The sequence below is a fragment of the Actinomadura geliboluensis genome (genome assembly GCF_005889745.1).
GTDB lineage: Bacteria > Actinomycetota > Actinomycetes > Streptosporangiales > Streptosporangiaceae > Spirillospora > Spirillospora geliboluensis.
Genome location: NZ_VCKZ01000099.1, coordinates 1 through 23300, shown reverse-complemented (window position 1 = coordinate 23300; position 23300 = coordinate 1). Strand labels below are relative to the sequence as shown.

Below are 23300 nucleotides of genomic sequence, written 5' to 3'. Positions count from 1 at the left end.
GCATGTGGCGGCGTCCTCCCGCAGCGGCCCCGCGCAGCCGGTGACCCGAGCAGGGCGCCGCGACCGCGATCCGCCTCGCCCGACCTCGTTTACACTTTTGTCATTCGTTGTCGCAAATCGTTCGCGTGTAGAGGTGGGGCATGGCAGCGTCGCGGAGCACCGCTGAGGAGTTGCGCGGTGTCGGGCTGCGGGTGACGGCGGCCCGCGTCGCGCTGCTGGAGACCGTCCGGGACGGTGACCACCTCGGGGTCGAGGCGATCGCGTCCGGGGTGCGGGACCGGGTCGGGCACATCTCGGTGCAGGCCGTCTACGAGGCGCTTCACGCGCTCGCGGCGGCAGGGCTCGTCCGGCGGATCGAGCCGGCGGGGAGTCCCGCGCGGTACGAGGGGCGGGTCGGCGACAACCATCATCATCTGGTGTGCCGCAAGTGCGGGGCGGTCAAGGACGTCGACTGCGCGGTGGGGCATCCGCCGTGCATGGAGCCGGTGGACGACGCCGGGTACCTGGTCGACGAGGCTGATGTGACGTTCTGGGGCCTGTGCCCGCAGTGCCGGGCCGCATGATGACGACGGCCGGGCCGCCCCCGCGGGGACGGCCCGGCCGCGGCGGTCGAGCGGATCAGGCGAGGTCGAACCGGTCCAGGTTCATGACCTTGTTCCACGCGGCGACGAAGTCGCGCGCGAACTTCTCCTTGGCGTCGTCGGCGCCGTAGACCTCGGCGACCGCGCGCAGCTCGGAGTTCGAGCCGAACAGCAGGTCGACGCGGCTGCCGGTCCACTTGACGTCGCCGGCGGCGTCGCGGCCCTCGAAGACCTCGGCGTCCTCGGACGTCGGCTCCCACGTGATGCCCATGTCGAGCAGGTTCACGAAGAAGTCGTTGGTCAGCGTCCCGGGCTTGTCGGTGAACACGCCCAGCTTGGACTGCTGGTAGTTCACGCCGATGGAGCGCAGGCCGCCGACGAGGACCGTCATCTCGGGGGCGCTGAGGTTGAGCAGCTGCGCCCGGTCGACGAGGAGGAACTCGGCCGGGAGCCGGTTGCCCTTGCCGACGTAGTTGCGGAACCCGTCGTGGGTCGGCTCCATCTCGGCGAACGACTCGACGTCGGTGTGCTCCTGGGACGCGTCGGTGCGGCCCGGTGTGAAGGGCACCTCGATGTCGTGGCCCGCGTCCTTGGCGGCCTTCTCGACGCCCGCGCAGCCGGCGAGGACGATCAGGTCGGCGAGGGAGATCTTCTTGCCGCCGGTCTGGGCGGCGTTGAAGGACTCCTGGACGCCTTCGAGCGCGCGCAGCACCTGCGCCAGCTCGTCGGGCTCGTTGACCTCCCAGCCGCGCTGCGGCTCGAGGCGGATGCGGGCGCCGTTGGCGCCGCCGCGCTTGTCGCTGCCGCGGAAGGACGCGGCCGACGCCCACGCGGTGGTGACGAGCTGCCGCACCGACAGGCCCGTCTCCAGGACCTGCCGCTTGAGGGCGGCGACGTCCTCGGCGTCGACGAGCTCGTGGTCGACGGCCGGGACCGGGTCCTGCCAGACGAGCTGCTCGGCCGGGACCTCCGGGCCGAGGTAGCGGACGACCGGGCCCATGTCGCGGTGGGTCAGCTTGAACCAGGCGCGCGCGAAGGCGTCCGCGAACTCGTCGGGGTTGTCCTTGAACCGCTGGGAGATCGGCCCGTAGATCGGGTCGAAGCGCAGCGACAGGTCCGTCGTGAGCATCGTCGGGTGGGTGCGGCCGCCCGGGGTGTGCGCCATCGGGACGGTGTCGGCGCCGGCGCCGTCCTTGGGACGCCACTGCCAGGCGCCGGCGGGGCTCTTGAACAGCTCCCACTCGTAGCCGAAGAGGATCTCGAAGAAGCTGTTGTCCCAGGTGGTGGGTGTGTCGGTCCAGATGCCCTCCAGACCGCTGCCCATGGCGTCGTCGCCCTTGCCGGTGCCGTGGGTGCCCTTCCAGCCGAGGCCCATCTGCTCCAGCGGCGCGGCCTCGGGCTCCGGCCCGACGTTGACGTTCGGGTCGGCGCCGTGCGTCTTGCCGAAGGTGTGGCCGCCGGCGATCAGCGCGACGGTCTCCTCGTCGTTCATCGCCATCCGGCGGAACGTCTCGCGGATGTCGCGGGCCGCGGCGATCGGGTCCGGGTTGCCATTGGGGCCCTCCGGGTTGACGTAGATGAGGCCCATCTGCACGGCGGCGAGCGGGTTCTCCAGCTCGCGGTCGCCGGTGTAGCGCTCGTCGCCGAGCCAGGTCTGCTCGGGGCCCCAGTAGACGTTCTCGTCGGGGACGTAGACGTCCTCGCGTCCGCCGCCGAACCCGAACGTCTTGAAGCCCATCGTCTCCAGGGCGACGTTGCCGGCGAGGATGTACAGGTCGGCCCAGGAGAGGCTCTTGCCGTACTTCTTCTTGACCGGCCAGAGCAGCCGCCGGGCGCGGTCGAGGAGGACGTTGTCGGGCCAGCTGTTGAGCGGGGCGAAGCGCTGCTGGCCGGAGCCGCCGCCGCCGCGGCCGTCGTGGATGCGGTAGGTGCCGGCGCTGTGCCAGGCCATGCGGACCATGAGCGGGCCGTAGTTGCCGAAGTCGGCCGGCCACCAGTCCTGGGAGTCGGTGAGGAGCGCGGCGATGTCTGCCTTGACGGCGGGCAGGTCGAGGCTCTTGAACGCCTCGGCGTAGTCGAAGTCCTCGCCGTACGGGTTGGTGGCGGGCGGGTTCTGGGCCAGGGTCTTCAGGTTGAGCTGGTTCGGCCACCAGCCGCGGTTACCGCCGCCCTGGGTCGGGTGCGGGGCGCGCGTGTGCGCGACCGGGCAGGCGGCTGCGCCTTCTGCGTTCGCGTCATAGACAGTGGCTTCGTTGTTCTCAGCCATGTGCTTCCTTCCAGGACGAAGCAGGGGATGGATCAGGTGGAGCAGTCGGGGCACAGGCCCCAGTAGACGACCTCGGCCTCGTCGACGGAGAAGCCGTGGTCGTCGGCGGGGGTCAGGCAGGGGGCTTCGCCGATGGCGCAGTCGACGTCGGCGATGACGCCGCACGACCGGCACACGACGTGATGGTGGTTGTCCCCCGTCCGCGACTCGTAGCGGGCCACGGACCCGGACGGCTGGATGCGCCGCACCAGGCCCGCCGTCGTCAGCACGCGAAGCGAGTCGTACACGGCCTGGTGGGACACCTTCGGGAGATCCTCGCGCACCGCTCCGATGATCGAGTCGGTGTCGGCGTGGGGATGCGCGTGCACCGCGCGCAGCACCGCGAGCCGCGGCCGGGTCACCCGCAGAGCGGACCCGCGCAGCATCTCCGTGAAGTCCCTGGACGCCATCACGCTCCCGAGGGTGACCCATTTTCTGGAATCAGTCAAGTTTTGGAGGAGACCAAGTTTGGGTGGTTCGGACGGCCCGTCCTGTGCGCGGCGTGCCGGGAAGTTGGCCCGGCGTGACGGGCCCGCGGCGGCCGGTTGACGTGGACGGGGCCGATTCAGCTTCCTGGGAGGACCCGGGCCGCGCCCGCCCCCTGGGCCGTCCCGCCGCCGTCCATCTCCAGGTCTCGTACCTCCCCGCCAAGGAGAAGCAGGATGCCAAGGAAGACCAGCCTCGCCGTGGCCGCCGCCGTGACCGCCGGCCTGCCGCTGGCGCTCGCCGTACCCGCGTGGTCGCACGGGTACACGACGTCGCCGCCGAGCCGCAGCTACCTGTGCGGCACCCACCAGGTCCGGAACTGCGGCCAGGTCCAGTGGGCCCGGACGGCGTCGAAGGGCCGAAGGGGTTCCCGCAGCGCGGGCCCCGCGACGGCGAGATCTGCGCCGGCGCCGACGGGCGGTGGGCTCCGCTGGACGACCAGCGCGGCGGCACCGGCTGGCCCGCGACGACGGTGGCGGCCGGCCAGCCCTTCAGCATCGTCTGGCAGTTCACCGCTCGGCACGCCACCACGTCGTTCCGCTACTTCCTCACGAAGGACGGCTGGGACAACACGCAGCCGCTGACGCGTGCCGCGCTGGACCTCACGCCGTTCATCCAGTCGAACTACAGCGGCCGGCTGCCGTCCAACCCGACGACCCACAGCGGGACGCTCCCGCAGCGCCACGGCAGGCACATCATGCTCGCGGTCTGGGACATCGCGGACACCGGGAACGCCTTCTACCAGTGCTCCGACCTCGACTTCGGCTGATCGCCGGCCACCCCGGGCCGCGAAGGGCGGGACCGGGGGCCGCGTCGGCGCGACGTGCGGTCTCCCGGTCCCGTCCGAGTCCGGCCAAAGGACCACCTTCTGCCGATAGGAGGTGCAAATCGGGGCGTTTCACTAGGATGCTCGCGTGCGCGAAGATCAAGAGGTCCCGGACGACGGCGTTCTGACCGCGCCGCTCCTGCCGCCGGACGGCGGCCCCGGCGAGGCCGCCGCCGCGGAACCGCTCGCCGAAGCACCGCCGGAGGCTCCGCGAGAACTACGCGCCCATGCGCCCATGGAGCCGCCGCCGAAGACGCCCGAAGAGGCACGCGCGCAGGCTCTCTCCACCGAGGCGCGCGCGCACACGCCTGTAGCGGGCGGCGCGCAGACGCCCGTGGCGGGCGGCGTGCAGACGCCCGTGGCGGGCAACGCTCAAACGCCAGTGGGAGGCGGTGTGCAGAAGCCCGTTGTGCGCGATGCACCCGCGCCCGTGACCGAGACCGATCCCGCCCCTGTGCGCGCGTTCGGGCAGGACGTCGACCGGCTCGGGAAACTCGTCGGCCAGCTCACCGCGCTCGCCGCCGCGCTCGGCGACCGGCTGGACGGCGAGGTCCGCGCCGCGTTGAACGACGCCGAGCACGCGCTGGCCGAGGCGCGCGGCGCGCGGCAGGCGTCCGCGGCGGCGGACGAGCGCGCCGAGCAGGCCGAGGCCCGCGCCGAGGCGGCGCGCCGGGAGGCGGCCGAGGCGCGGGAGGAGCTGGAGAAGGGGCTCGCCGCCGCGAAGGCCAGCGTCGCGGCCGCGCAGGAGAGCGAGGCCAACGCGTGGAAGGAGGCGGGCGCCCACCAGCAGGCCCGCGCCACGTCCGCGAACGAGGCCGCGCACGCCGAGGGGCTCCGCAAGCGCGCCGAGGCGGCGTGGAGCACCGAGCACCAGGCGCGCGGTGAGGCCGAGCGCGAGCGCGACGACCTCTCCACGCGGCTGGCCGCCGAGCAGAGCGCGCTGGCCACCACCCGCGCCGAACTGGCCGAGGCCCGGTCCAAGCTGGAGGCCGCCGCCGATGCCGAGCGGCGGCTGCGTGCCGAGCTGAGCGTCGTCCAGGGCGAGGTCGCGGGGCTGACCGTGGAGCGCAACGCCGCCACGGGCCGCGCCGAGGAGCAGGCCACCCGCGCGAAGCGCGCCGAGCAGCTCGCCGACTCCGCGGAGGAGCGGATCCTCAGCGCGATGGCGCGAGCCGACCGGGCCGAGCAGCGCGCGGACGCCGCCGAGGAGCGGGCCGACGCCGCCGAGGTCCGCATCGACCGCGACGCCGCCACCGTCCGCGCGCTGCAGGACACCCTCCGGGCGGCCCTCGACCTCCCGGCCGTCGAGGAGCTCGACGACGGCCACGGCGTGCGGGTCGGCGAGTCGGCGGCGGTCGTCGCCCGTCCCGGCGGGCTCGTCGGCGTCGACCAGGTGCCGGACGTCATGGACGGCGAGCTGGCCGGCCGGTTCGCCCGCGCGATCCTGGCCGTCCGCGTCTACCAGGCCACGCAGCGCCCCGCCCCGGCGGACACCACCGAACAGGACGACGACGCCGAACTGGCGGACGCCGACTCCACGGACTGACCGCGCCCCCGAGACGCGGCCGTCCACAGACCACTGCAGGTCTTCTGACGGCCGGGGCTGGTGCCACGGCAAAGCGGCGAGCGGCGATCTCCGTGCGGCTGCACAGCGCCCAGACCTCAGTAGCGGCATCGACCATCTGACTATCGCCAGGGCGTGTGGCGGGCGGCGATCTCCGTGCGGCTGCGCAGCGCCCAGACCTCGGCAGCGGTAACGTCCATCTGGCTGTCACTAGGACGTTCGGAGGGCGGCTGGGGCGCCGGGCGGAACGGCCGGGGACGCGGGCATGACTCGGTCGACGCGCTGGTATGGGGTGCCGGGCTCGGGACGCGGGTCCTTGTCGCCGCGGTTCGGCCAGAACGCCATCGCGCGCTCGGCCTGGGCCGTGATGGTGAGGGACGGGTTGACGCCGAGGTTCGCGGTGACCGCGGAGCCGTCCACGATGTGCAGGCCGGGGTACCCGTGGACGCGGTGGTACGGGTCGATCACGCCGTCCTCGGCGGTCTCGCCGATGACGCAGCCGCCGATGAAGTGCGCGGTCGTCGGGATGTTGAACAGGTCGAACCAGGTCCCGCCGGGGGTGGCGTCGAGTTCCTCGGCGAGCTTGCGGACGGCGTCGTGCGCGATCGGGATCCAGGTCGGGTTGGGTTCGCCGTCGCCCTGCCGCGCGACGAGCCTGCGGCGGCCGAGGCGGCCGCGCTTCTCGCCGATGGTGATCGAGTTGTCGGCGGTCTGCATGACGAGGGCGATGACGGTCCGCTTCGCCCAGTCCTTGAGGGACAGGCCGGGGAGGCGGCCGGCGGCGCGCATCCGGTGCAGGAGCCGCTGCGTCCCGTACGTCCCGGCGGCGAGGACGACGTGTTCGGCGGTCAGCGTCCGGCGGCGCTTGCGCAGCGGCCCGGTGTGTTCTGTCCCGACCTCGTAGCCGCCGGACGCGCGGGGCGCCAGGGACGTGACCGTCGTGTCCGGGACGACCTGGACGCCCGCCTTCTCCGCCAGGTACAGGTAGTTCTTGGTGAGCATGTTCTTCGCGCCGACCTTGCAGCCGATCATGCAGAAGCCGCAGCCGGTGCAGGTCGTCCGGCGGGGGCCGGCGCCGCCGAAGTAGGGGTCGTCGGCGTCCTCGCCGCCCTTCTCGCCGAAGAACACCCCGACCGGGGTGGGGTGGTAGGTGTCGGCGACGCCCATCCGCTCCGCGACGCGCTTCATCGCCTCGTCGGCGGGGGTGACGAGCGGGTTCACGGTGACGCCGAGCATGCGCCGGGCCTGGTCGTAGTACGGGTTCAGCTCGTCCTGCCAGTCGGTGATGTGGCCCCACTGGCGGTCCTTGAAGAACGGTTCCGGCGGGACGTACAGGGTGTTGGCGTAGACGAGGGAGCCGCCGCCGACGCCCGCGCCGGCCAGCACGAGCACCCCGGCCTTGCCGCCGACCAGGTGGACGCGCTGGATCCCGCGCATCCCGAGGCGCGGCGCCCACACGTACTTGCGCAGCCGCCAGGACGTCTTGGGGAGCGTGTCCTCGTCGAACCGTCTGCCGGCCTCGATCACCGCGACCCGGTAGCCCTTCTCGGCCAGCCGCAGCGCCGACACGCTGCCGCCGAACCCCGAGCCCACCACGATCACGTCGAAGTCGTAGGCGTCATCGGGCATCGCACACCACCTTCGTCGCGGGATCACGAAAGGCCCCCGAGTGTGGACCTCCCGCAGCGTCGTCCGCCATGCACGCAAAGCAACGATTCCGGAACGGATTTATCACCCGGCTGATAACGGGTGCGGCGGGAGCTCGGCAGCCGCCCGCTCAGTCGCCGGCGCTGCGGTTCGCCATCCGGGCATGCAGGATCAGCTCCATTTCCAGGCACCGCCGAGGGTCGCGCAGCTCGTCCCCGAAAAGGTCCTGCAAATGGCGCAGCCGGTACCGGACGGTCTGCGGGTGGACGCGGAGCCGGCGGCTCGCGTCGGCGGCGTTGAAATTGTGCTCCAGCAGCGCGAGCAGCGTTTCGGTGAGCCTTTCCCGCCGGGCGGGCGGGACGTCCTGCAGCGGCGCCAGCCGGGTCGCCGCCGCGTCGTCGATCAGCTCCCCGGCCCGCGCGATCACCAGCGCGGGGACGTGCTCGGCGCTGCGGATCAGCCCGCCGTCCGGGATGACGCCGCGGCCGGCCAGCGCGAGCGTCTCGTGCGCCCAGCGCAGCGAGTCGGCGGCGCGCGCGGCGGGCACGGCCGGGCCGACCGCGATCGCCCAGTCGCGCGCCGGTGCGGCGGGCAGCCGGGCCCGGCGGCGGTCCGGGTCGGGGATCAGCAGGCACGGCTCGGGCGCCCCGAAGTCGGCCAGCAGGTCGCCCGGCAGCTCCGGCGGGACGGCGCCCGCCCGCCGCCGCCGCGCGACCGCCGCCGCGACCGTCGCGGGCAGCGGCCAGCGGGCCTGCGCGGCGAGCGTCGCGAGCCGCCGGGGGTCGGCGCGCGGCTCCGCGAGCAGCAGGTGCAGCAGCCGGGTGCGGTGCCGCTGCACGGCGGGCGCCACCTGGCGTTCGGCGCATTCGGCGAGCTCCGCGGCGTACCCGGCGGCGATCACCCCGGCGACCGCCTCCATGTAGCAGAACTGGGCGTCCACGACGAGGCTGAGCGCGGCGTGGTCGAGGTCGAGGCCGCCGGGGACGGCGCCGAGCGTCCGCCACGCGACGGACGCGGACCGCCGCAGCGCCTGGTGCGTCTCGACGGGGTCGCGCCCGTCCCGCGCGAGGTGCCGCCCGACCCGCAGGTAGAACGCCGACACTCGCTCCCAGCCGGCGCCGGGGTCCTCGACGAGGTCGCAGAAGTGCCGGATCCCTGCGGCGACGCCGGCCCGCGCCCGCCCGGCCTCCTCCTCGCCGATCTGCGGATCGCCCCGGCGCAGTTCGCCCAGCAGTTCGTCGGCGGCCCGGTCGACGTGCGGCCGCAGCCGCCGCGCCACCCACGCCGGCACTTCCTCGAACGCGCGGACGTCCAATGCTGTGCGCACCACTCGCCATTCCCCCCCCTGCCTGGGCGCCCGCCGGTCCGCGGGCGTTTCCCCAGGATTCCCGATCCCCTCCGAGCACGGTTGTCCCTGAATTAACCTGTTGGCCGGTCTTTCCTGGAGTCAGTTGACAAAAGCCCAGGTAGTACGCGTGCTCGCCATTTCTGGATACAGCGGAGCAAGCAAATCCGGCGGCCAATCGGCGAAATGCCGGGTCAGCGCCCGCCGTAGGTGTCGAGGGCGGTGATGCGCCAGTGGCCTTCGCGGTGGACGGCGGTGACCGTGAGCATGGCGGGGGCGTGCGTGCTCGTGCCGTCCGACGTGCGGGTGGTCTGCTGGTCGGCGAAGACGAGCACCACCGCGCGGTCGCCGGTCAGCGTGGTGACGGCGCTGTCGGTGACGCGCGTGCTGAGGACGGTCTTGGCCTTCGGGGCGTCCTCCCGCACCTTCGCGAAGACCTCCTCGTACTGGCGCACGGCCTTGCCGGTCAGCGCGTCCTGAGCGGCCTTCTGTGTGCGCGCGGGGTCGGTGTAGTTGAACGAGAAGACCTTGCCGACCATGTCCGCGACGGCACCTTTGACCTCGCTGGTGGCCGCACCATCGGTGAGGGCGGTGTTGCGGACGGCCGGATCGTCCCGCACGGCGTCCGCCTGCCGCAGCGCCCAGACACCGAACACGGCGAGCAAGACGGCGACAACACCGAGCACAACGGGCGACGCGACATCAACTCGCAGCCGGGAAGGCGACACGTTGACCCGCGACAGACCTCGCATGGTCACCACCCCCGCCGAGGCGACGTCCCACTGGGACGGCTGTAAAGGGGCATGGGGCTGCACCTCACATCGTGTCCGTTGGGGCCTGGCCCAGCTCGCTGAGCTTCCAGCCCGCAGGCGTCCGGGTGACCTTGCCGACCAGACGGCTCTGCTTGACGGCAGGCGCGCCCTCCGGCGGGGTCACGGTGATCTCAACGGCGACAAGGATGCGGGCCTTGCCGGAACGCTCGTCCAGCTCAGCAACGGCGGCGTCCAGGATGCGTGCGGTGGTGATCGTCCGGGCCTTCTTCACCTGTGCCTCGAAGGCGGCACGCCCCTGCGTGATCTGCCGGTAGAGGTCGCTGGTGGTGGAGTCCTGCCACGTCTTCAGGCCGGACGCGAGGTCGCGGTAGTCGAGCGTGTTGAGGTTCTGGACGGCCTGCTCCCCCGCCAGGAGGGCCTCGTCGCGCGTCCGGGAGTAGGCATGGGCGTCGTCGTGCGCCGCCGAGTACCAGGACCATCCGGCCCAGGCGGCGAAGAGCGCGGCGAGGACGAGGAGGGCGGTCGCCGTCCGCCGGAGGGTGTCGTCGGCCATGGGCGCCGCCTTTCAGGCAGAGGCCAGGTCGGTGATCGACCAGTGGCCGTGGTCGCGGTGCGCCGTCACGAGCAGCTGCGCGGCGGCCGGTGTCCCGCCGGGCCTGCCCGCGCGGGTGGAGGTCTGGTCGAGGAAGACGAGCAGGCGGGCGTCGTCGCCGGTCAGGGAGACGACCCCGGCCCGGACGACCCGCGTGGTCAGCGTGACGCGCTGGGCCGCGGCCTGCCGCTTCACCTGCCCGAACAGCCGCCGGTACTGGGTGAGCGCGGCGCCGGCGAGTTCCCGGTTCGCGGCCTGCTCGGTCGCGGCGACGTCACCCGGGCCGTAGGTGAAGACCTTGCCGAGCGCCGTGGACACGTCGCCGATCACTTCGGTGGTGGCGACGTCGTCCAGCACGGCCTCGTCGCGGGGGTCGGCGTCCTCGCGGAGGAGCCCGGCAGCGGGACGCAGCGCCAGTGCGAGCAGAGCGACGGCGAGTGCGATCATGAGCGGCCGCCTCATCGCGCACCGGCCGGGATCGCGGTGAGCGATTCGAGCCTCCAGCCGGACGGCGTCCGCGCCGCCCCGGCCTCGAAGCGCTTGCGCTGGAGGGTCGGCGCCCCGTCCCGCAACGTGAGCTTCACCTGGACGGACGCGATGACCCGCGCCTTCCCCGCGCGGACGTCGAGGGACGTCACGGCCGCCCCGGTCACGGTCGCGGCGGCGGTGGTGCGCGACCGGCCGATCTTCGCGCGGTTCTGCGGCCGGTCCTGTTCGAGCTGCTCGCGGAGCGGTCCGGTGGCGGCGTCCGACCAGGCGCGGAGCCCGGCGTCCACCTGCGCGGGGTTCATGGTGTTGAGGGCCGCGATCTGCTGCCGCGCCGCCCGCAGGACGGCGTCGCGGGTGTGGTCAGGGCCGGTACGGGCGCCGGGCTCATCTTGCCAAACGGTCCAGGCCGACCAGCCGAAGAGCACCACGGCACCGAGCACGAGGCTCCACCCGACGACGGCCCCACCACGCCGCCGCGCCCTCCGCTCGGTGGACGCCGACTTCCCGGCCTTCCGCGCCCCTCCGTGCTCGGACCGCCCGCTACGGCGTGTCTGTTGCTCACTGGTCTTCGACATCGGCGCCTCCAGTCACGGCCCGGCTCCTCTCACCTCTCGCCAAGCAAGGCGGTGTCTGCCCCAGGGCACACGGGCTGGGCATCAGGGGGCTCCCCGCAGGCCGAGGAGGTCGCTCATAGATGCCGGCCCCTCAGCCACTCCAGGGAGGGCCAGTGCACCCGGTAGAGCGGAGCTTCCAGTACCGAGTACCGAGCCCGCGCGCGCTGGGACGGGCACTGGTCGGTGCGGGGCGTTGCCTGCGCCGCGCACGTTGACGCCCGTCGACGCAGGAGTGGCGCAGTGCGCGGCAGTGTTGAGAGCTGGGCCAGGGGACGTGTCCAGCCCGTTGCGGTACTTCGTCCCCCCGTAGCCCGACGTGCAGTTAGGCGGCTCGAAGAAGGTGGTGACCATCCCGAAGTTGAGCCGACCGTCCTGCACGACGGACCTCCCGGACGCGACCGCCGCCGGAAGCTTGGCGAGGAGCTGCTCCAAGCCGTCCGAGCGCGGTGCCAGGAGATCGGACGTGGTCAGCAGGTTCGCGACCAGCACGCTGAGGGACGGGTCGAGGTCCCGCACCAGGTCGCGGAACTCGCCCGCCGCGCCGGGCGCGGTCGACACGAGCCTCCGGAAGGCCGGGTCGGACGTGCGGAGCTGCTCGGCGAGGAGCCGCGCGTTGCGTCCGAACGACTTCAGCGACGCGGCCTCCTCGTTCTGCGTGCGCAGGACGGTCTCGCCGTCGCCGATCAGGGACGTGGTCGGCGCGGCGTTCTCGTTCGCCGCCCGGGTGAGGGAGCGGGTGCCGTCGAGGAGCGCCTGGAGGTTGGGGCCCTGTCCGGCGAACGCCTGCCCCAGTTCGCCGACGAGCGTGCGGAGCGCGTCCGTCGGGACGGACGCGGCCAGGTCGTTCACGCTGGTGAGCAGGTCCGTCACGGGCGCGGGCGTCGCGGTCGCGGCGCGCGGGATCACCGAGCCGGCGGCCAGGTACGGGCCGGACGCGGTCACCGGCCGCAGGTCGATGTACTGCTCCCCGATCGCCGACCGGTTCGCGACGACGGCCCGGGTGTTGGCCGGGACGCGCGGCGCCGACTTCTCGATCTTCAGGTCGGCCAGCACGCCCGCGTCCGTCAGCCGCAGTTCGCCGACCCGTCCGACCGAGGTGCCCCGGTAGGTGACGTCGGCGTTCTCGGCGAGCCCGCCCGCTTCGGCGAGGTCGGCGGTGACGACGTAGTAGTCGCGGTAGCCGACGTAGCCGCCGAGGTCGGCGTAGTTGAGCCCGACGTAGCCCATCGCGAGGAGCCCGACGATGAGGAAGACGATGTTCTTGATCCTGGTCGCGGCGGTCGGCATCAGTTCCCCTGCGGCGGTGCGATGGGCGGGACGACCTCGGTCCCCGGACGGGCCGTGATCCGCAGATACACGTTCAGGTAGTCGCCCTTCACGGCCGGCAGGACCGCGTCGGTGAACGGGTAGGTCAGCAGCACCTGCAGCGCGTTCGGCAGGTCGTGTCCGGCGTCCGACAGCTTCCGCAGCGTCGGTTCGAGAGCCCGGAGGTCGGCGATCAGGTCGTCCTTGCTCCGCCGGACGGTCGTGACGGCGGCCCGCGAGAGTTCGTCCAGCGAGCGCAGCATCCGGACGAGCGCGCCGCGCTGCTCCGCGAGCACGGCGAGGCCGGGTTCGATGTCGTCGAGCACGACGCCGATCTGCTCCTTGCGGCCGCGCAGCGTGGCGGAGAGCCGGTTCAGCCCGTCGATGGCGTCGGTGATGCCCTTCCGGTTGGCGTCGAGGTCGCCGACGAGCGTCCGTGCCCGCTCCAGCAGCGATCTGACCTGCGGCTCGTTGCCGCCGAGGGCCCGGTTCAGCTCCACGGTGATCGTCCGGAGCTGGGCGACGCCGCCGCCGTTCAGCAGCATCGACAGCGCGCCGAACACCTCCTCGACCTCGGGGTTGCGGTTCGTCCGCGCCACCGGGATCACCGCGCCGTCCGCGAGCGTCCCGGTACCCGCGGACGGCGCTCCCCCGCCCGCGGGGGCGCCGCCCGGCGCGGCCGCACCCCCGGGGACGTTCTCCGGGCCCGCGCTGAGCTGCACGAACTTCTCGCCCAGCAGGCTCGACTGGCGGAGTTCGGCGTAGGCGTTCGCGGGCAGCCGCACCTCGCCGTCGACCTTCATCGTGACCTCGGCCGTCCAGCCGCCGCGCGGCAGCGCGACCTTCACGACCCGTCCGACCGCGACGTCGTTGACCTTCACCGCCGACTGCGGGACGAGGTTCAGCACGTTCGCGAACTGCGCCTTCACCGTGTACGGGTGGTCGCCGAGGTCGGCGCCGCCGGGCAGCGGGAGGTCCTGCACGCCGGAGAACCCGCACCCGCTCAGCGCCGTCGCGGCGAGGAGGAGGCAGGCCGTGCGCGCGGCCGTGTGGCGGATCATGGCGCCGCCTTCCGGGTGCCGGCCACCGGGAGCGGCGGTGCGGGGAGTTCGGTGAGGTTCTGCCGGCCCATGAGCGAGCGCGTCCGCGGGTCGTAGGCGTTCAGGATGTTGGTCGCGTTGAGCGGCTGGACGTCAAGCGCCTCCGCCAGCGACCGGCGCTGCTTCACCAGCAGCCGGGTGATCTTCGCAAGCTTCTCGACGTTCCCGGCGATCTGCCGCCGGTTGTCGTGGATGAAGACCTTCACCCGGGCGAGCGCCTCGGTGAGCGCCTTCAGCGCGGCGTCCAGCTCGTGCCGGTCGGCGGCGAGGAAGCCGGACACGTCGGCGAGCTGCCGCTCCGCCTGCCGGACCTGCCCGTCGTTGGCCTTCAGCATGGCGGTGAACGTCTGCAGGCTCCGGATCGTCGCGAACAGGTCCCGCTGCGAGCCGGACAGCGTCTTCGCGGCCTGCGCCATCCGCTCGGTCGTGGTGCGGATGTCGCGGCCGTTGCCGTCCAGGTTCGCCGCGCCCGTCTCCAGGACGCGCGACAGCGCGCCGTCCTTGTTGAGGCCGTTCGGGCCGAGGTCGGCGGCGAGCTTGCGGATGCTGTCGTAGACCGTGTCGAGCTCCATCGGCGTCGCCGTCCGGTCCGCCGGGACGACGGCACCGGACGCCATCTTCGGGCCGGACGTGTAGGCGGGCGTCAGCTGGACGTACCGGTCCGCGACGAGGCTCGGCGCGATCGCCACCGCCTTCGCCCCGGCCGGGACGTCCACGCCCGGGTCGACGGTCATGACCGTCCTGACCTGGGTCCCTTCGGCGCGGACGGAGTCGACGACGCCGACCTTCACGCCGAGCACCCGCACGTCCGACCCCTTGTAGACGCCGACCGCGCTCCGGAAGTAGACGGTGACGCGGATGCCGTCCGAGCCGTGCAGGGCGACGAACGCGCCGACGGCGGCAAGAACAACGGCGGCCCCGGCGGCCAGCAGGGGCGTGCTCAATCTGCGCAACATCAACGCCCACCTTCCTTGGGCGGCATGCAGCCCTTCTTCGCCGGAGGTTTCGCCAGGTACTCGTCCGGGACGAGACCGCACAGGTAGCCGTCCATCCACCGGCCGCTGCCCAGCGTGTTGCCGAGCAGCCGCGTGTACGGACCGGCCGTCTTCAGGGCCTTGTCGAGGTTGTCCTGGTTCTTCTGGAGCAGGGCGGTGACGCGGCCGAGCGCGCGCAGCGTCAGGTCGAGCTGCCGCTGGTTGTCGTCGACGAGCCCGACGATCTGCCGCGACAGCTCCTGCGTCCCGACGAGGAGCGCGTGGATCGCCTCGCGGCGCCGCCGGATCTCGCCGAGCAGCAGGTTCCCGTCGCGCAGCAGCGCCTCGACGTTCGTGCTCTGGCCCGCCATCGTCCCGGTGACCTGCCGGGTGTTGGCGAGCAGCCGCGCCAGCTCCGCGTCCCGCGACGAGACGGTCTTCGACAGCGCCGAGATGCCGTCGAGGGCCTTGCGGACGCTCGGCGCCGTCCCCGCGAACGTCGTGGAGATCGCGTCGAGGCTCGCCGCGAGCGTCGCCGAGTCGACCTGCCCGACCGTCCCGGCGAGGTCCTCGAACGCCTCCGTCACGTCGTACGGGGACGTCGTCCGGGCGAGCGGGATGCGCCGGCCGGGGTCCTGGCGGTGCGCGCCGAGCGGGTCGACGGCGAGGAACTTGTCGCCGAGCAGCGTCTTGATCGCGATCGTGACGGTGCTGGCGTCCCCGACCCAGGTGTCCCGGACGCGGAAGCCGACGGTGACCTTCGCGCCGTCCAGCCGGACGCTCGTGACCTCGCCGACCTTCACCCCGGCGACCCGCACCTCGTTCCCGGACCGCAGCCCGGCCGCCTCGCTGAAGTCGGCGCTGTAGCGGGTGCCGCCGCCGATGACCGGCAGGTCCTTGGCGTTGAACGACAGCAGCCCGGCGGTGACGATCAGCGCCAGCGACACGACCGCGACGGCGATCGGATTCCGCTCCCGCACGGGCTTCCACCGCACGGGCTTCCACCGCACGGGCTTCCACCACGCGGGCTTCCACCACACCGTGAGCCTTCGCGCCCTGCTCATGCGCCGCACCTCCGGTCCGTGAGGGGGATGCCGGTGGGCGCCGGGTGGTCCTCGCCCGGGTACTGCCGGTAGGTGACGCCGCTGAGGTCGGCCTCGCAGAGGTACAGGTTCAGCCACGACCCGTAGGACGCGATCCGGCCGATCGCCTCCATCTTCACCGGCAGCAGCCGCAGGAAGGAGTCGACCTTCGTGGAGTCGTCGGCGAGGTTCCGCGACAGCCGCCCGAGCTGCGCGATGTCCCGCTTGAGCGGTTCGCGGCCGTCCCGCAGCAGGCCGGTCGTGGTGCCGGCGAGGTCGTCGAGCGCGCTGATCGCCTGCCCGATCGCGGTGCGGTCGGCGGCGAGGCCGGACACGAGCCGCCGCAGCGTGCCGATCAGCGTCCCCAGGTTGTCGCCGCGCCCGTTGACGGTGTCGAGGACGGCGTTCAGGTTGTCGATCACCTGCCCGATGACGGCGTCCTTGTCGGCGATGCCGCGCGTCAGCGACCCGATCGAGGACAGCAGGCCCTCGACCGTCCCGCCCTCGCCCTGCAGCACCTGGACGATCGACCCGGCGAGCGCGTTGACGTCCTTCGGCGACAGCGCCTGGAACAGCGGCTGGAACCCGTTGAACAGCTGGGTCAGGTTCAGCGCGGGCGTCGTCCGCTCGACCGGGATCGTCGCGCCGGACGGCAGCGTCCCGGCCGTGCCCGCCCCGCGCCCGATCTCGACGTACCGCTGCCCGATCAGGTTCAGGTACTTGATCGTCGCGGTGGACGAGGACGGGAGGCGGTGCCCGCGGTCGACGCCGAACGAGACGAGCGCGACGCGGTGCTCGACGACCTCGATCCCGGCGACCCGTCCGACCTCGACGCCCGCGATCCGGACGCCGTCGCCCTCCCGCAGCCCGGACGCGTCGGTGAACCGCGCCTTGTAGGGGACGGTGTCGCCGCCGCCCGCCCGCGTGATGCTGAGCGCGAGCAGCGCGGTAGCGACCACCGTGACCGTGACGAACGCGGCCGACTTGAGCATCGGCGGCGCCAGGCTCCGCCGGCCCATCACGCTCTTCCGGCTCATCGCAGCGTCACCTCCGTCCCCCGGTAGACCGGGCCGAGCAGGACGCTGCTCCAGTCGGGCAGCGCCTCCGGGACGTCCTGGAGGCCGGGCGCGAGCAGCTCGTTGATGAGGCGGTTCTCCTCGGGCGAGTTCGGCGGGCCGAGGGCGCCGGGCGCGACGGCGATGGGCGTGTCCGCGTCCGGCGGCGCCGACTTCACGGCCGCGGCGCCGCCGAGACCGCCGAGACCGCCGAGGGCGCCGGCCGGGCAGCAGTGCGGGCCGCTCTTGTCGGTGTAGCGGGGACGGTCCTTGCCGGGCACGTACCGTCCCTTGGACGGCAGCGTCCGCACGTTCACGTGCAGGCCGGGGTGCTTGGTGCCCTTGCCGAGCACCTTGTCCATCACGGGGACGAAGTCGCTCAGCATGCGCAGCGTGCACGGGTACTCAGGCGCGTACTTCCGCAGCAGCTCCAGCGTCGGGCGGCTCGTCGCCGCCAGCCGGATGAAGTTGCCGGAGTTCTCACGAAGGAAGTCGGACAGGTCCTGGGACGCGTCCGTGACCGCCCCGTACAGGCTCGCGAGGTTGTTGCGCTGGTCGGCGATCGACCGGCTCGTGTAGGCGAAGTCGTTCAGTGCCTGAAGGATCTCCGGCGCCGCCTGGTCGTAGTGGCGGCTGACCTCGACGAGCGCCTTGATGTCGCGGTTGAGCGCGGGCAGGCTCGGGTTGAGCTTCTTGAGGTAGGCGTCCAGCTCGACGATCGTCTGCCCGAGTTCGGTGCCGCGCCCGTCCAGGGCCTGCGACACGGCGGTGAGCGTGGCCGCCAGCTCAGCCGGCTTGATGGCGGTGAGCAGCGGATACAGGTTGTCCAGCACCCGCTGCAGCTCGATCGCGTTCGCCGACCGGTCCTGGCTGATCACGCTGCCCGCGGTGAGCCGGGCCCGGGACGGCGCGGCGGGCGGGATCAGCGCGACGAACCGCTGCCCGAACAGCGTCGTCGGGAGCAGCTGCGCCGACACGTTGCGCGGCAGCAGCCGCACCTTGTCGGGCTGGATCGCCAGTTTCAGCGTCGCGACGCCGCCGTCCGACGAGATCTCCCGGACCTCACCGACGACCACGCCCCGCAGCTTCACGTCGGCGTGCGGGTGCATCTCGCTGCCCGCGCTCGCCGTCTTCAGCGTCACCCAGCTGACCTCGGTGAACCTCTTGTCGTAGACGGCGACCGACAGCCAGACGAGCAGCAGCGGCACGAGCAGGAACGCGACGCCCACGAGCCGCCTCCGCACCATCCCGGGGGCGCTCATCCGGCGACCTTCACCGTCGTGTTCGTCCCCCACAGCGCCAGGCTGAAGAAGAAGTCGCTGACGCTGATCAGCACGATCGACGTGCGAACCGCGCGGCCGACGGCCCGTCCCACCCCCGCGGGTCCGCCGGCCGCGCGGTAGCCGTAGTAGCAGTGCGACAGGATCACCAGGACGCTGAACACCAGCACCTTGAAGAACGACAGGACGACGTCCACCGGCGACAGGAACAGCCCGAAGTAGTGGTCGTACGTCCCCGCCGACTGCCCGTTGAACACGACCGTGACCTGGCGGGACGCGACGTACGCGCACAGCAGCCCGATCGCGTACAGCGGCACGATCGCGACCGCGCCCGCGATGATCCGCGTCGTCACCAGGTACGGCAGCGACGGGATGCCCATGACCTCCAGGGCGTCCACCTCGTCGCTGATGCGCATCGCGCCGAGCTGCGCGGTGAACCCGGCGCCGACCGTCGCCGACAGCGCCAGCCCCGACACGACCGGCGCGATCTCCCGCGTGTTGATGTAGGCGGACGCGAACCCGGTGAACGCCGACGTCCCGATCTGCTGGAGCGCCGAGTAGCCCTGCATGCCGACGACGACGCCGGTCGCGAGCGTCATCGCGACCATCACCCCGATCGTTCCGCCGATGACGCCGAGGCCGCCGCTGCCGAACGCCACCTCGGCGAGCAGCCGCTGCACCTCCCGGCGGTACCGGCGGGACGCGCGCGGCGTCCACAGCATCGCCCGGACGTAGAAGGCGCCCTGGTCGCCGGGCTGGTCCAGCCACGCGAACCAGCGCGCGGGCCCCGCCCGCAGTACGGCCATCTCAGCCACCCTTCGGCGGGACGACCTGGAGGTAGATCCCGGTGATCACGAGGTTGAGCAGGAACAGCAGCAGGAACGCGATGACGACCGACTGGTTCACCACGTCCCCGACGCCCTTCGGCCCGCCCCTGGGGTTGAGGCCCCGGTAGGCGGCGACGACGCCGGCGACGAACCCGAACAGCAGCGCCTTCGCCTCCCCGACGTAGATGTCGGGGAGCTGCGCGAGCGCGGAGAAGCTCGCGACGTACGCGCCGGGCGTCCCGCCCTGCATCAGCACGTTGAAGAAGTAGCCGCCCGCGACGCCGACGACCGAGACCAGCCCGTTGAGCAGGAACGCGACCGCCATGCAGGCGAGGACGCGCGGGACGACGAGCCGCTGGACCGGGGAGACGCCGAGCACCTCCATCGCGTCCAGCTCCTCGCGGATCGTCCGGGCGCCGATGTCCGCGCAGATCGTCGAGCCCGCCACCCCCGACACCAGCAGCGCCACGATCATCGGGCTGGCCTGCTGGATCACCACCAGGACGCTGGCGGCGCCGGTGAACGACTGGGCGCCGAACTGCTGGGTGAGCGAGCCGACCTGCAGCGACGTCACGGCGCCGAACGGGATCGACACCAGCGCGGTCGGCAGGATCGTCACGCTCGCGATGAACCAGAACTGCTCGACGAACTCGCGGAACTGGAACGGGCGCCGCACCATCATGCCGAGGACGGTCGCGGCGAGCGCGAACATCCGACCGGCCTCGCGCAGCGCGCCCACTGGATACCCGAGCACGGGCGCCATGATCCCACCCCCTTTCCGTTGCCTTTCGAGAAACTACTGCCCGGCCAATTTACGGAGCAATACATCACCCATCGCTCATTCGTTTTCTATGACCGAATGACAGCTTTTCCGAACCTCATCGAAAAATGTGCGCGCCCGGCGATTCACTTCGCGCAGCCGGGCGCCTTCGCGAACGCCGCGTTCAGCTTCGGATCCTTGCGGAGGTCCTGCTCGGGCCCCTGGTAGGCGCTGTAGCGGCTGAACGCCCGCCCGATCTGGCCGACCGCCTGCCGATAGGACTTCGCGTCGGTGACCTTCGCTTGCTCCAGCCGCCTGGACGCCGTGGTCACCGTCGAATGCGTGCTGGTCAGGTTGCGCATGGCGCCCGCCATGACGGCCTCGCCGTTGTCGACCGGCGGGGCGCCGAGCCCGGACAGGCCCGTCTCCAGCGTCCGCATGCGCGTGGAGATGCCGTCGAGCAGCTTCACCAGCGACGCCCTGGACTTCAGCACGTCCGCGCCGTCGAGCTTCGGCACCTGCAGCGGCGCGCCCTGCGCCAGGACCGCGCACGCCCTGCCCGCCCAGGCGACCTCGGGCGGGTCCTTCTTCTCCGTTCCGCAGCCGGCCGCGGAAAGGGCCATCGCGGAGGCCAGCGCCACCGGGACGATGAATCGCCGAACCATGGGACTTCTCCTTCAGCAGTTGGACGTGGCGGCCTTTCCGGCGAAGCGGTCCGCGAGGAACGACATCGCATCCTTGTTGCCGCGGTAGACGAGCGTGATATGGCTGATTCCGTCCCACGTCTTCCAGGTGACCGGGACGCCGAGCCGGCAATAGGCGTCGCGCAGTTCCTTCGCCTGCCCGAACGCGAGGATCTCGTCCGCCGTGGAGTGGTACTGGAAGACGGGGACCTTGACGGATTCGGTGCCGAGCTGGTTCTCCGCCACCCGGTTCAGCCACGCCTCGTTCGCGAACGGGCTGGTGGTGAAGTAGTCGGTGATCGTCTTGCCCTGGTAGCCGAGCAGCAGCTCCAGCGTGCAGGCGCCGCCTTCGAGGCCGTCCACCATGGCGCGGCCGGCGTCGTCGAGGTAGGAGTCCAGGTCCAGCTCGGGGTAGGCGTGGTCGAGGCCGACGATCTCGTAGAGCAGGAACCCGAACGGGTCCGTCCCCTCCAGCGGCAGGCCGACGGCCGCGAGGTCGGACGGGACGCCGCCGCCGACGACCCCCGCGAGCTTCAGCTCCGGCGCGTACGCGGGCTGCCTCTGGCCCGCCCACATCGCCGCGGCGCCGCCCTGCGAGTACCCGCGGAACGCGACCTTCGCGTCCGCCGACAGCTTCGCCTCCGGCAGCCGCTGCGCCGCCCGCACCGCGTCGATCAACGCGTTGCCCATCGAGCCGACGACGTACGTCGTGGCCGGGTCCTCGTGGTAGCCCTCGTAGTCGGTGACGGCGACCGCGTAGCCCTTCGCGAGCATCTCGTTCAGCGCGGCCTGCTCGTAGAAGGCGCCCTGGTCGATGAACCGGGACGGCGCGCACCGGAACGCGGGCCCGCTGGTGCCGGGCCCGAACCCCACGATCGGGGCGGTGGCCGGGTCCGCCTTCTTCGGCACGATCACCATGCCGGTCACCGCGACGGGTTTGCCCAGCGCGTTCGTCGACAGGTACATGACCTGCCACGCGTCGGCCAGCGCCCGCGCGGTCGGCGGCCCCGCCTTCGCGGGCCGGACTCGGATGACGTCGCCCGGCACGCCGTCCGGCAGCGGCGACGGCGGCGTGTAGAACGCGTCCCCCGCCGGGGCTGCCTTCGGGACAGTCGGCGAGGCGCCCGGCGAGGCCGCCGCTCGCACCGGGCCGGCACTCATCACACCGGCGAGGAGCAGGGAGGCGACGGCGACGCACACCCCACGCCGACGGCTATCGCGACTCAGCATCGTGGGCTCCTACTCCTCGTCGTCGGGGGTGAGGGTCAGGGTGATCGGGTTGTCCGGGCCCGTGACGGCGGAGCTGAGGAGTCCGGTCAGGGCGCCGCAGTCGGCCAGCGGGGAGAGCGCGTAGGTGCCCTTGAGGTCGCCGCCCTGCCGCAGGTCGAAGCCGGTGGCGGAGGTCAAGGTCATGCCGGACGGCGCGGACGTGCGGCAGTTCTCGCCGCCCCCGATCGGGATGGCACCGAAGACCCTGAACGCCGGGAAACTCGCGGTCACCTTGGCCTCGGCGGTGAGCACACCGTCCTTGTAGCCACCCGGTTCGCTCTGCGCGGCAAGGGCGACGTCGGCCGTCGTCGGCAGGAAACCGAGAAGCTGGAACTGGGTCTTGGACGGAGCGAACGTGAGACCGGTGGTGACTCCGGCGTCGCTGACCTCGGCGTTCAAGCCACCGGTCAGCGGAAGTGTCGCGCCGGCCGCCTTAATAGTGGACGAGCCCTTAACCGAGTAAGTGTGCTGGCCAGGTCCGGTCGCATCACCGATGGTGAAGTTGGCGAGGACGTTGTTCTGCCCAGGATCCTGCGTGCACTCCGACTCGAAGGTGCCGAGACCGGACTCACCGCCGTCGTCCGTCCGAGGAGTCAGGCTCAAGACGAGATTCCCGACGGTGACCTTGCCGGCCCCGGGCTGGGTGAACGTCAGGTCGGGCGCCTGCCCGCGACCCTTCACGCTGAAGCCGCCGGACGCGGGGATCGGCGTCTTCTCCAGAGCGGAGTCGACCTCGACGGGCAGACCGTCCGGCATCTCCGGGACGGTCAGCGTCGCGTCCGCGAGCGCGTGCCCTTCGAGCGTCGTCGCGTACAGCGCGGTCAGGCCGCGCGCGGACTCGGCGTTCACCGCCGACACCGAGTCGACGACGATGCCCGGCATCACCTCACCGACCCCGACGCGGTCGGGCACGTTCGCGGTGAGCTCCACGTGCACCGGCTGCGGGCCGAGCAGGGGGAACGTGCAGTGATAGTCCAGGCCGAGCGTGGCGGGACCGGCCGCGGCGGCCGGAACCGCACCAACGCAGGCCGGGCCGAACACGGCAGCGGCGACCAGCGCGGCGGCGATTCTGTTTCTGCTTCTCACGTGTCGACCTCGAAGGGGACGGGCTCGATACGGGATGGGGGGATGGGCCCCCGCCGCACCCGGTACGGCGGGGGCCGTCTTCCTTGGCTGTCGGACCGTCAGCTCATCGCCGCCGTCACGCCTTGGGCGTGAGTGTCAGGTCGATGGTGTTGCCGTCACCGGCGGTGAAGAGGCTGAGGATGCCGGTCAGCGGTCCGCAGTTCTCGATGGCGGACAGCGCGTACGTGCCGCTGATCTTGCCGCCGGCGCCCGGGTCGAAGAACTCGCCCGCGGCCGACTGCAGCCGGACGTCCGACGGCTCCTTCGTCTGGCACTGCTCGCCGCCGCCCAGCGGGATCGCGCCGAACACCTTGAACGACGACAGCTTGGTGATGACCTTGGTGTTGGTCGTCAGCTGCCCGTCCTTGTAGAGGCCCGTCGTCTTGCCCTGCGAGTTCAGCCCGATGTCGGCGGTCACCGGCAGGAAGCCGAGGATCTGGAAGTTGCCCTTGGTCGGGTCGAGCTGCAGATCCGCGGTGACCTCGCCCGTGTCCAGGTTGAGGTCGGCGCCCACGGAGCCCGTCAGCGGCGCCTTGCCGTTCGGGGCCTTCACGAACGTCTCACCGGCGATGGTGAAGTCGTAGTGCTCACCGCCACCGGTGGGAGGCGCTGTCTCTT

The 23300-nt window shown here is 72.2% G+C and carries 22 protein-coding genes and 1 pseudogene; 3 read left to right on the top strand and 20 right to left on the bottom strand.

Annotated elements, in window-relative coordinates:
• Window positions 1-140 precede the first annotated feature (140 nt).
• The gene (locus ETD96_RS15825; protein ID WP_138637144.1) at window positions 141-563 is read left to right on the top strand and encodes a Fur family transcriptional regulator; all 423 of its coding nucleotides are present in this window, start codon (window positions 141-143) and stop codon (window positions 561-563) included.
• A 55-nt stretch (window positions 564-618) separates the two neighbouring features.
• On the opposite strand, the gene katG is transcribed toward ETD96_RS15825, so the two are convergent.
• Together katG and ETD96_RS15815 are read right to left on the bottom strand one after the other, a co-directional pair.
• Complete coding sequence (gene katG / locus ETD96_RS15820; protein ID WP_138637142.1) at window positions 619-2847, bottom strand: catalase/peroxidase HPI; 2229 nt, start codon at window positions 2845-2847, stop codon at window positions 619-621.
• A gap of 32 nt (window positions 2848-2879) precedes the next feature.
• A complete protein-coding gene (locus tag ETD96_RS15815; protein WP_274704612.1) occupies window positions 2880-3272 on the bottom strand; it encodes a Fur family transcriptional regulator in 393 nt (130 codons plus the stop codon).
• A 350-nt stretch (window positions 3273-3622) separates the two neighbouring features.
• Here ETD96_RS15815 and ETD96_RS15810 point away from each other — a divergent pair, with 350 nt between their 5' ends.
• Both ETD96_RS15810 and ETD96_RS15805 read left to right on the top strand, forming a co-directional pair.
• Window positions 3623-4141, top strand: coding sequence for a lytic polysaccharide monooxygenase auxiliary activity family 9 protein (locus tag ETD96_RS15810; RefSeq protein ID WP_205719291.1), 519 nt, complete (start codon window positions 3623-3625; stop codon window positions 4139-4141).
• 145 nt (window positions 4142-4286) lie between these two features.
• On the top strand, window positions 4287-5744 hold the full coding sequence (locus ETD96_RS15805; protein WP_138637140.1) for a coiled-coil domain-containing protein: 1458 nt from the start codon (window positions 4287-4289) through the stop codon (window positions 5742-5744).
• Window positions 5745-5972: 228 nt separating this feature from the next.
• On the opposite strand, the gene ETD96_RS15800 is transcribed toward ETD96_RS15805, so the two are convergent.
• The 18 genes and pseudogenes from ETD96_RS15800 to ETD96_RS44790 all read right to left on the bottom strand — a co-directional run.
• Window positions 5973-7391, bottom strand: coding sequence for a GMC oxidoreductase (locus ETD96_RS15800; protein ID WP_138637138.1), 1419 nt, complete (start codon window positions 7389-7391; stop codon window positions 5973-5975).
• Between the two features lie 148 nt (window positions 7392-7539).
• Window positions 7540-8736 carry a PucR-like N-terminal domain-containing protein gene (locus ETD96_RS15795; RefSeq protein ID WP_240807695.1) on the bottom strand — a complete coding sequence of 399 codons (1197 nt, stop codon included), beginning with the start codon at window positions 8734-8736 and terminating at the stop codon, window positions 7540-7542.
• Between the two features lie 212 nt (window positions 8737-8948).
• A complete protein-coding gene (locus ETD96_RS15790; protein WP_138637134.1) occupies window positions 8949-9506 on the bottom strand; it encodes a nuclear transport factor 2 family protein in 558 nt (185 codons plus the stop codon).
• Between the two features lie 64 nt (window positions 9507-9570).
• Entirely contained in the window at window positions 9571-10080 is a 510-nt protein-coding gene (locus tag ETD96_RS15785; protein WP_138637132.1) for a hypothetical protein, read from the bottom strand.
• A 12-nt stretch (window positions 10081-10092) separates the two neighbouring features.
• Entirely contained in the window at window positions 10093-10566 is a 474-nt protein-coding gene (locus ETD96_RS15780; RefSeq protein ID WP_240807693.1) for a hypothetical protein, read from the bottom strand.
• Window positions 10567-10577: 11 nt separating this feature from the next.
• Window positions 10578-11048: a hypothetical protein gene (locus ETD96_RS15775; protein ID WP_138637128.1), complete on the bottom strand. Its 471-nt coding sequence runs from the start codon at window positions 11046-11048 to the stop codon at window positions 10578-10580.
• A gap of 216 nt (window positions 11049-11264) precedes the next feature.
• Window positions 11265-12509 (bottom strand): MCE family protein, encoded by a 1245-nt coding sequence (locus tag ETD96_RS15770; protein WP_138637126.1) that lies wholly within the window; start codon window positions 12507-12509, stop codon window positions 11265-11267.
• Complete coding sequence (locus ETD96_RS15765) at window positions 12509-13588, bottom strand: MlaD family protein (RefSeq protein ID WP_138637125.1); 1080 nt, start codon at window positions 13586-13588, stop codon at window positions 12509-12511. The genes ETD96_RS15770 and ETD96_RS15765 overlap by 1 nt, the downstream gene beginning before the upstream one ends.
• Window positions 13585-14583 carry an MCE family protein gene (locus ETD96_RS15760; RefSeq protein WP_138637123.1) on the bottom strand — a complete coding sequence of 333 codons (999 nt, stop codon included), beginning with the start codon at window positions 14581-14583 and terminating at the stop codon, window positions 13585-13587. Before ETD96_RS15760 ends, ETD96_RS15765 begins: the two co-directional genes overlap by 4 nt.
• Entirely contained in the window at window positions 14583-15665 is a 1083-nt protein-coding gene (locus ETD96_RS15755) for an MCE family protein (RefSeq protein ID WP_205719290.1), read from the bottom strand. The genes ETD96_RS15760 and ETD96_RS15755 overlap by 1 nt, the downstream gene beginning before the upstream one ends.
• Window positions 15662-16720 carry an MCE family protein gene (locus ETD96_RS15750; RefSeq protein WP_240807691.1) on the bottom strand — a complete coding sequence of 353 codons (1059 nt, stop codon included), beginning with the start codon at window positions 16718-16720 and terminating at the stop codon, window positions 15662-15664. The genes ETD96_RS15755 and ETD96_RS15750 overlap by 4 nt, the downstream gene beginning before the upstream one ends.
• Window positions 16717-18000, bottom strand: a complete 1284-nt coding sequence (locus ETD96_RS15745) for an MCE family protein (protein WP_171069044.1) — start codon at window positions 17998-18000, stop codon at window positions 16717-16719. The genes ETD96_RS15750 and ETD96_RS15745 overlap by 4 nt, the downstream gene beginning before the upstream one ends.
• Window positions 17997-18824: an MlaE family ABC transporter permease gene (locus ETD96_RS15740; RefSeq protein ID WP_138637121.1), complete on the bottom strand. Its 828-nt coding sequence runs from the start codon at window positions 18822-18824 to the stop codon at window positions 17997-17999. The genes ETD96_RS15745 and ETD96_RS15740 overlap by 4 nt, the downstream gene beginning before the upstream one ends.
• Window position 18825: 1 nt before the next feature.
• The gene (locus tag ETD96_RS15735; protein ID WP_138637120.1) at window positions 18826-19608 is read right to left on the bottom strand and encodes an MlaE family ABC transporter permease; all 783 of its coding nucleotides are present in this window, start codon (window positions 19606-19608) and stop codon (window positions 18826-18828) included.
• Between the two features lie 143 nt (window positions 19609-19751).
• Window positions 19752-20270, bottom strand: a complete 519-nt coding sequence (locus tag ETD96_RS15730; RefSeq protein WP_138637118.1) for a hypothetical protein — start codon at window positions 20268-20270, stop codon at window positions 19752-19754.
• 12 nt (window positions 20271-20282) lie between these two features.
• Complete coding sequence (locus tag ETD96_RS15725) at window positions 20283-21518, bottom strand: lipase family protein (RefSeq protein WP_138637116.1); 1236 nt, start codon at window positions 21516-21518, stop codon at window positions 20283-20285.
• 9 nt (window positions 21519-21527) lie between these two features.
• Window positions 21528-22643 carry a DUF6801 domain-containing protein gene (locus tag ETD96_RS15720; RefSeq protein WP_138637114.1) on the bottom strand — a complete coding sequence of 372 codons (1116 nt, stop codon included), beginning with the start codon at window positions 22641-22643 and terminating at the stop codon, window positions 21528-21530.
• Between the two features lie 115 nt (window positions 22644-22758).
• Window positions 22759-23300, bottom strand: a pseudogene (locus tag ETD96_RS44790) (fibronectin type III domain-containing protein); the annotation flags it as partial.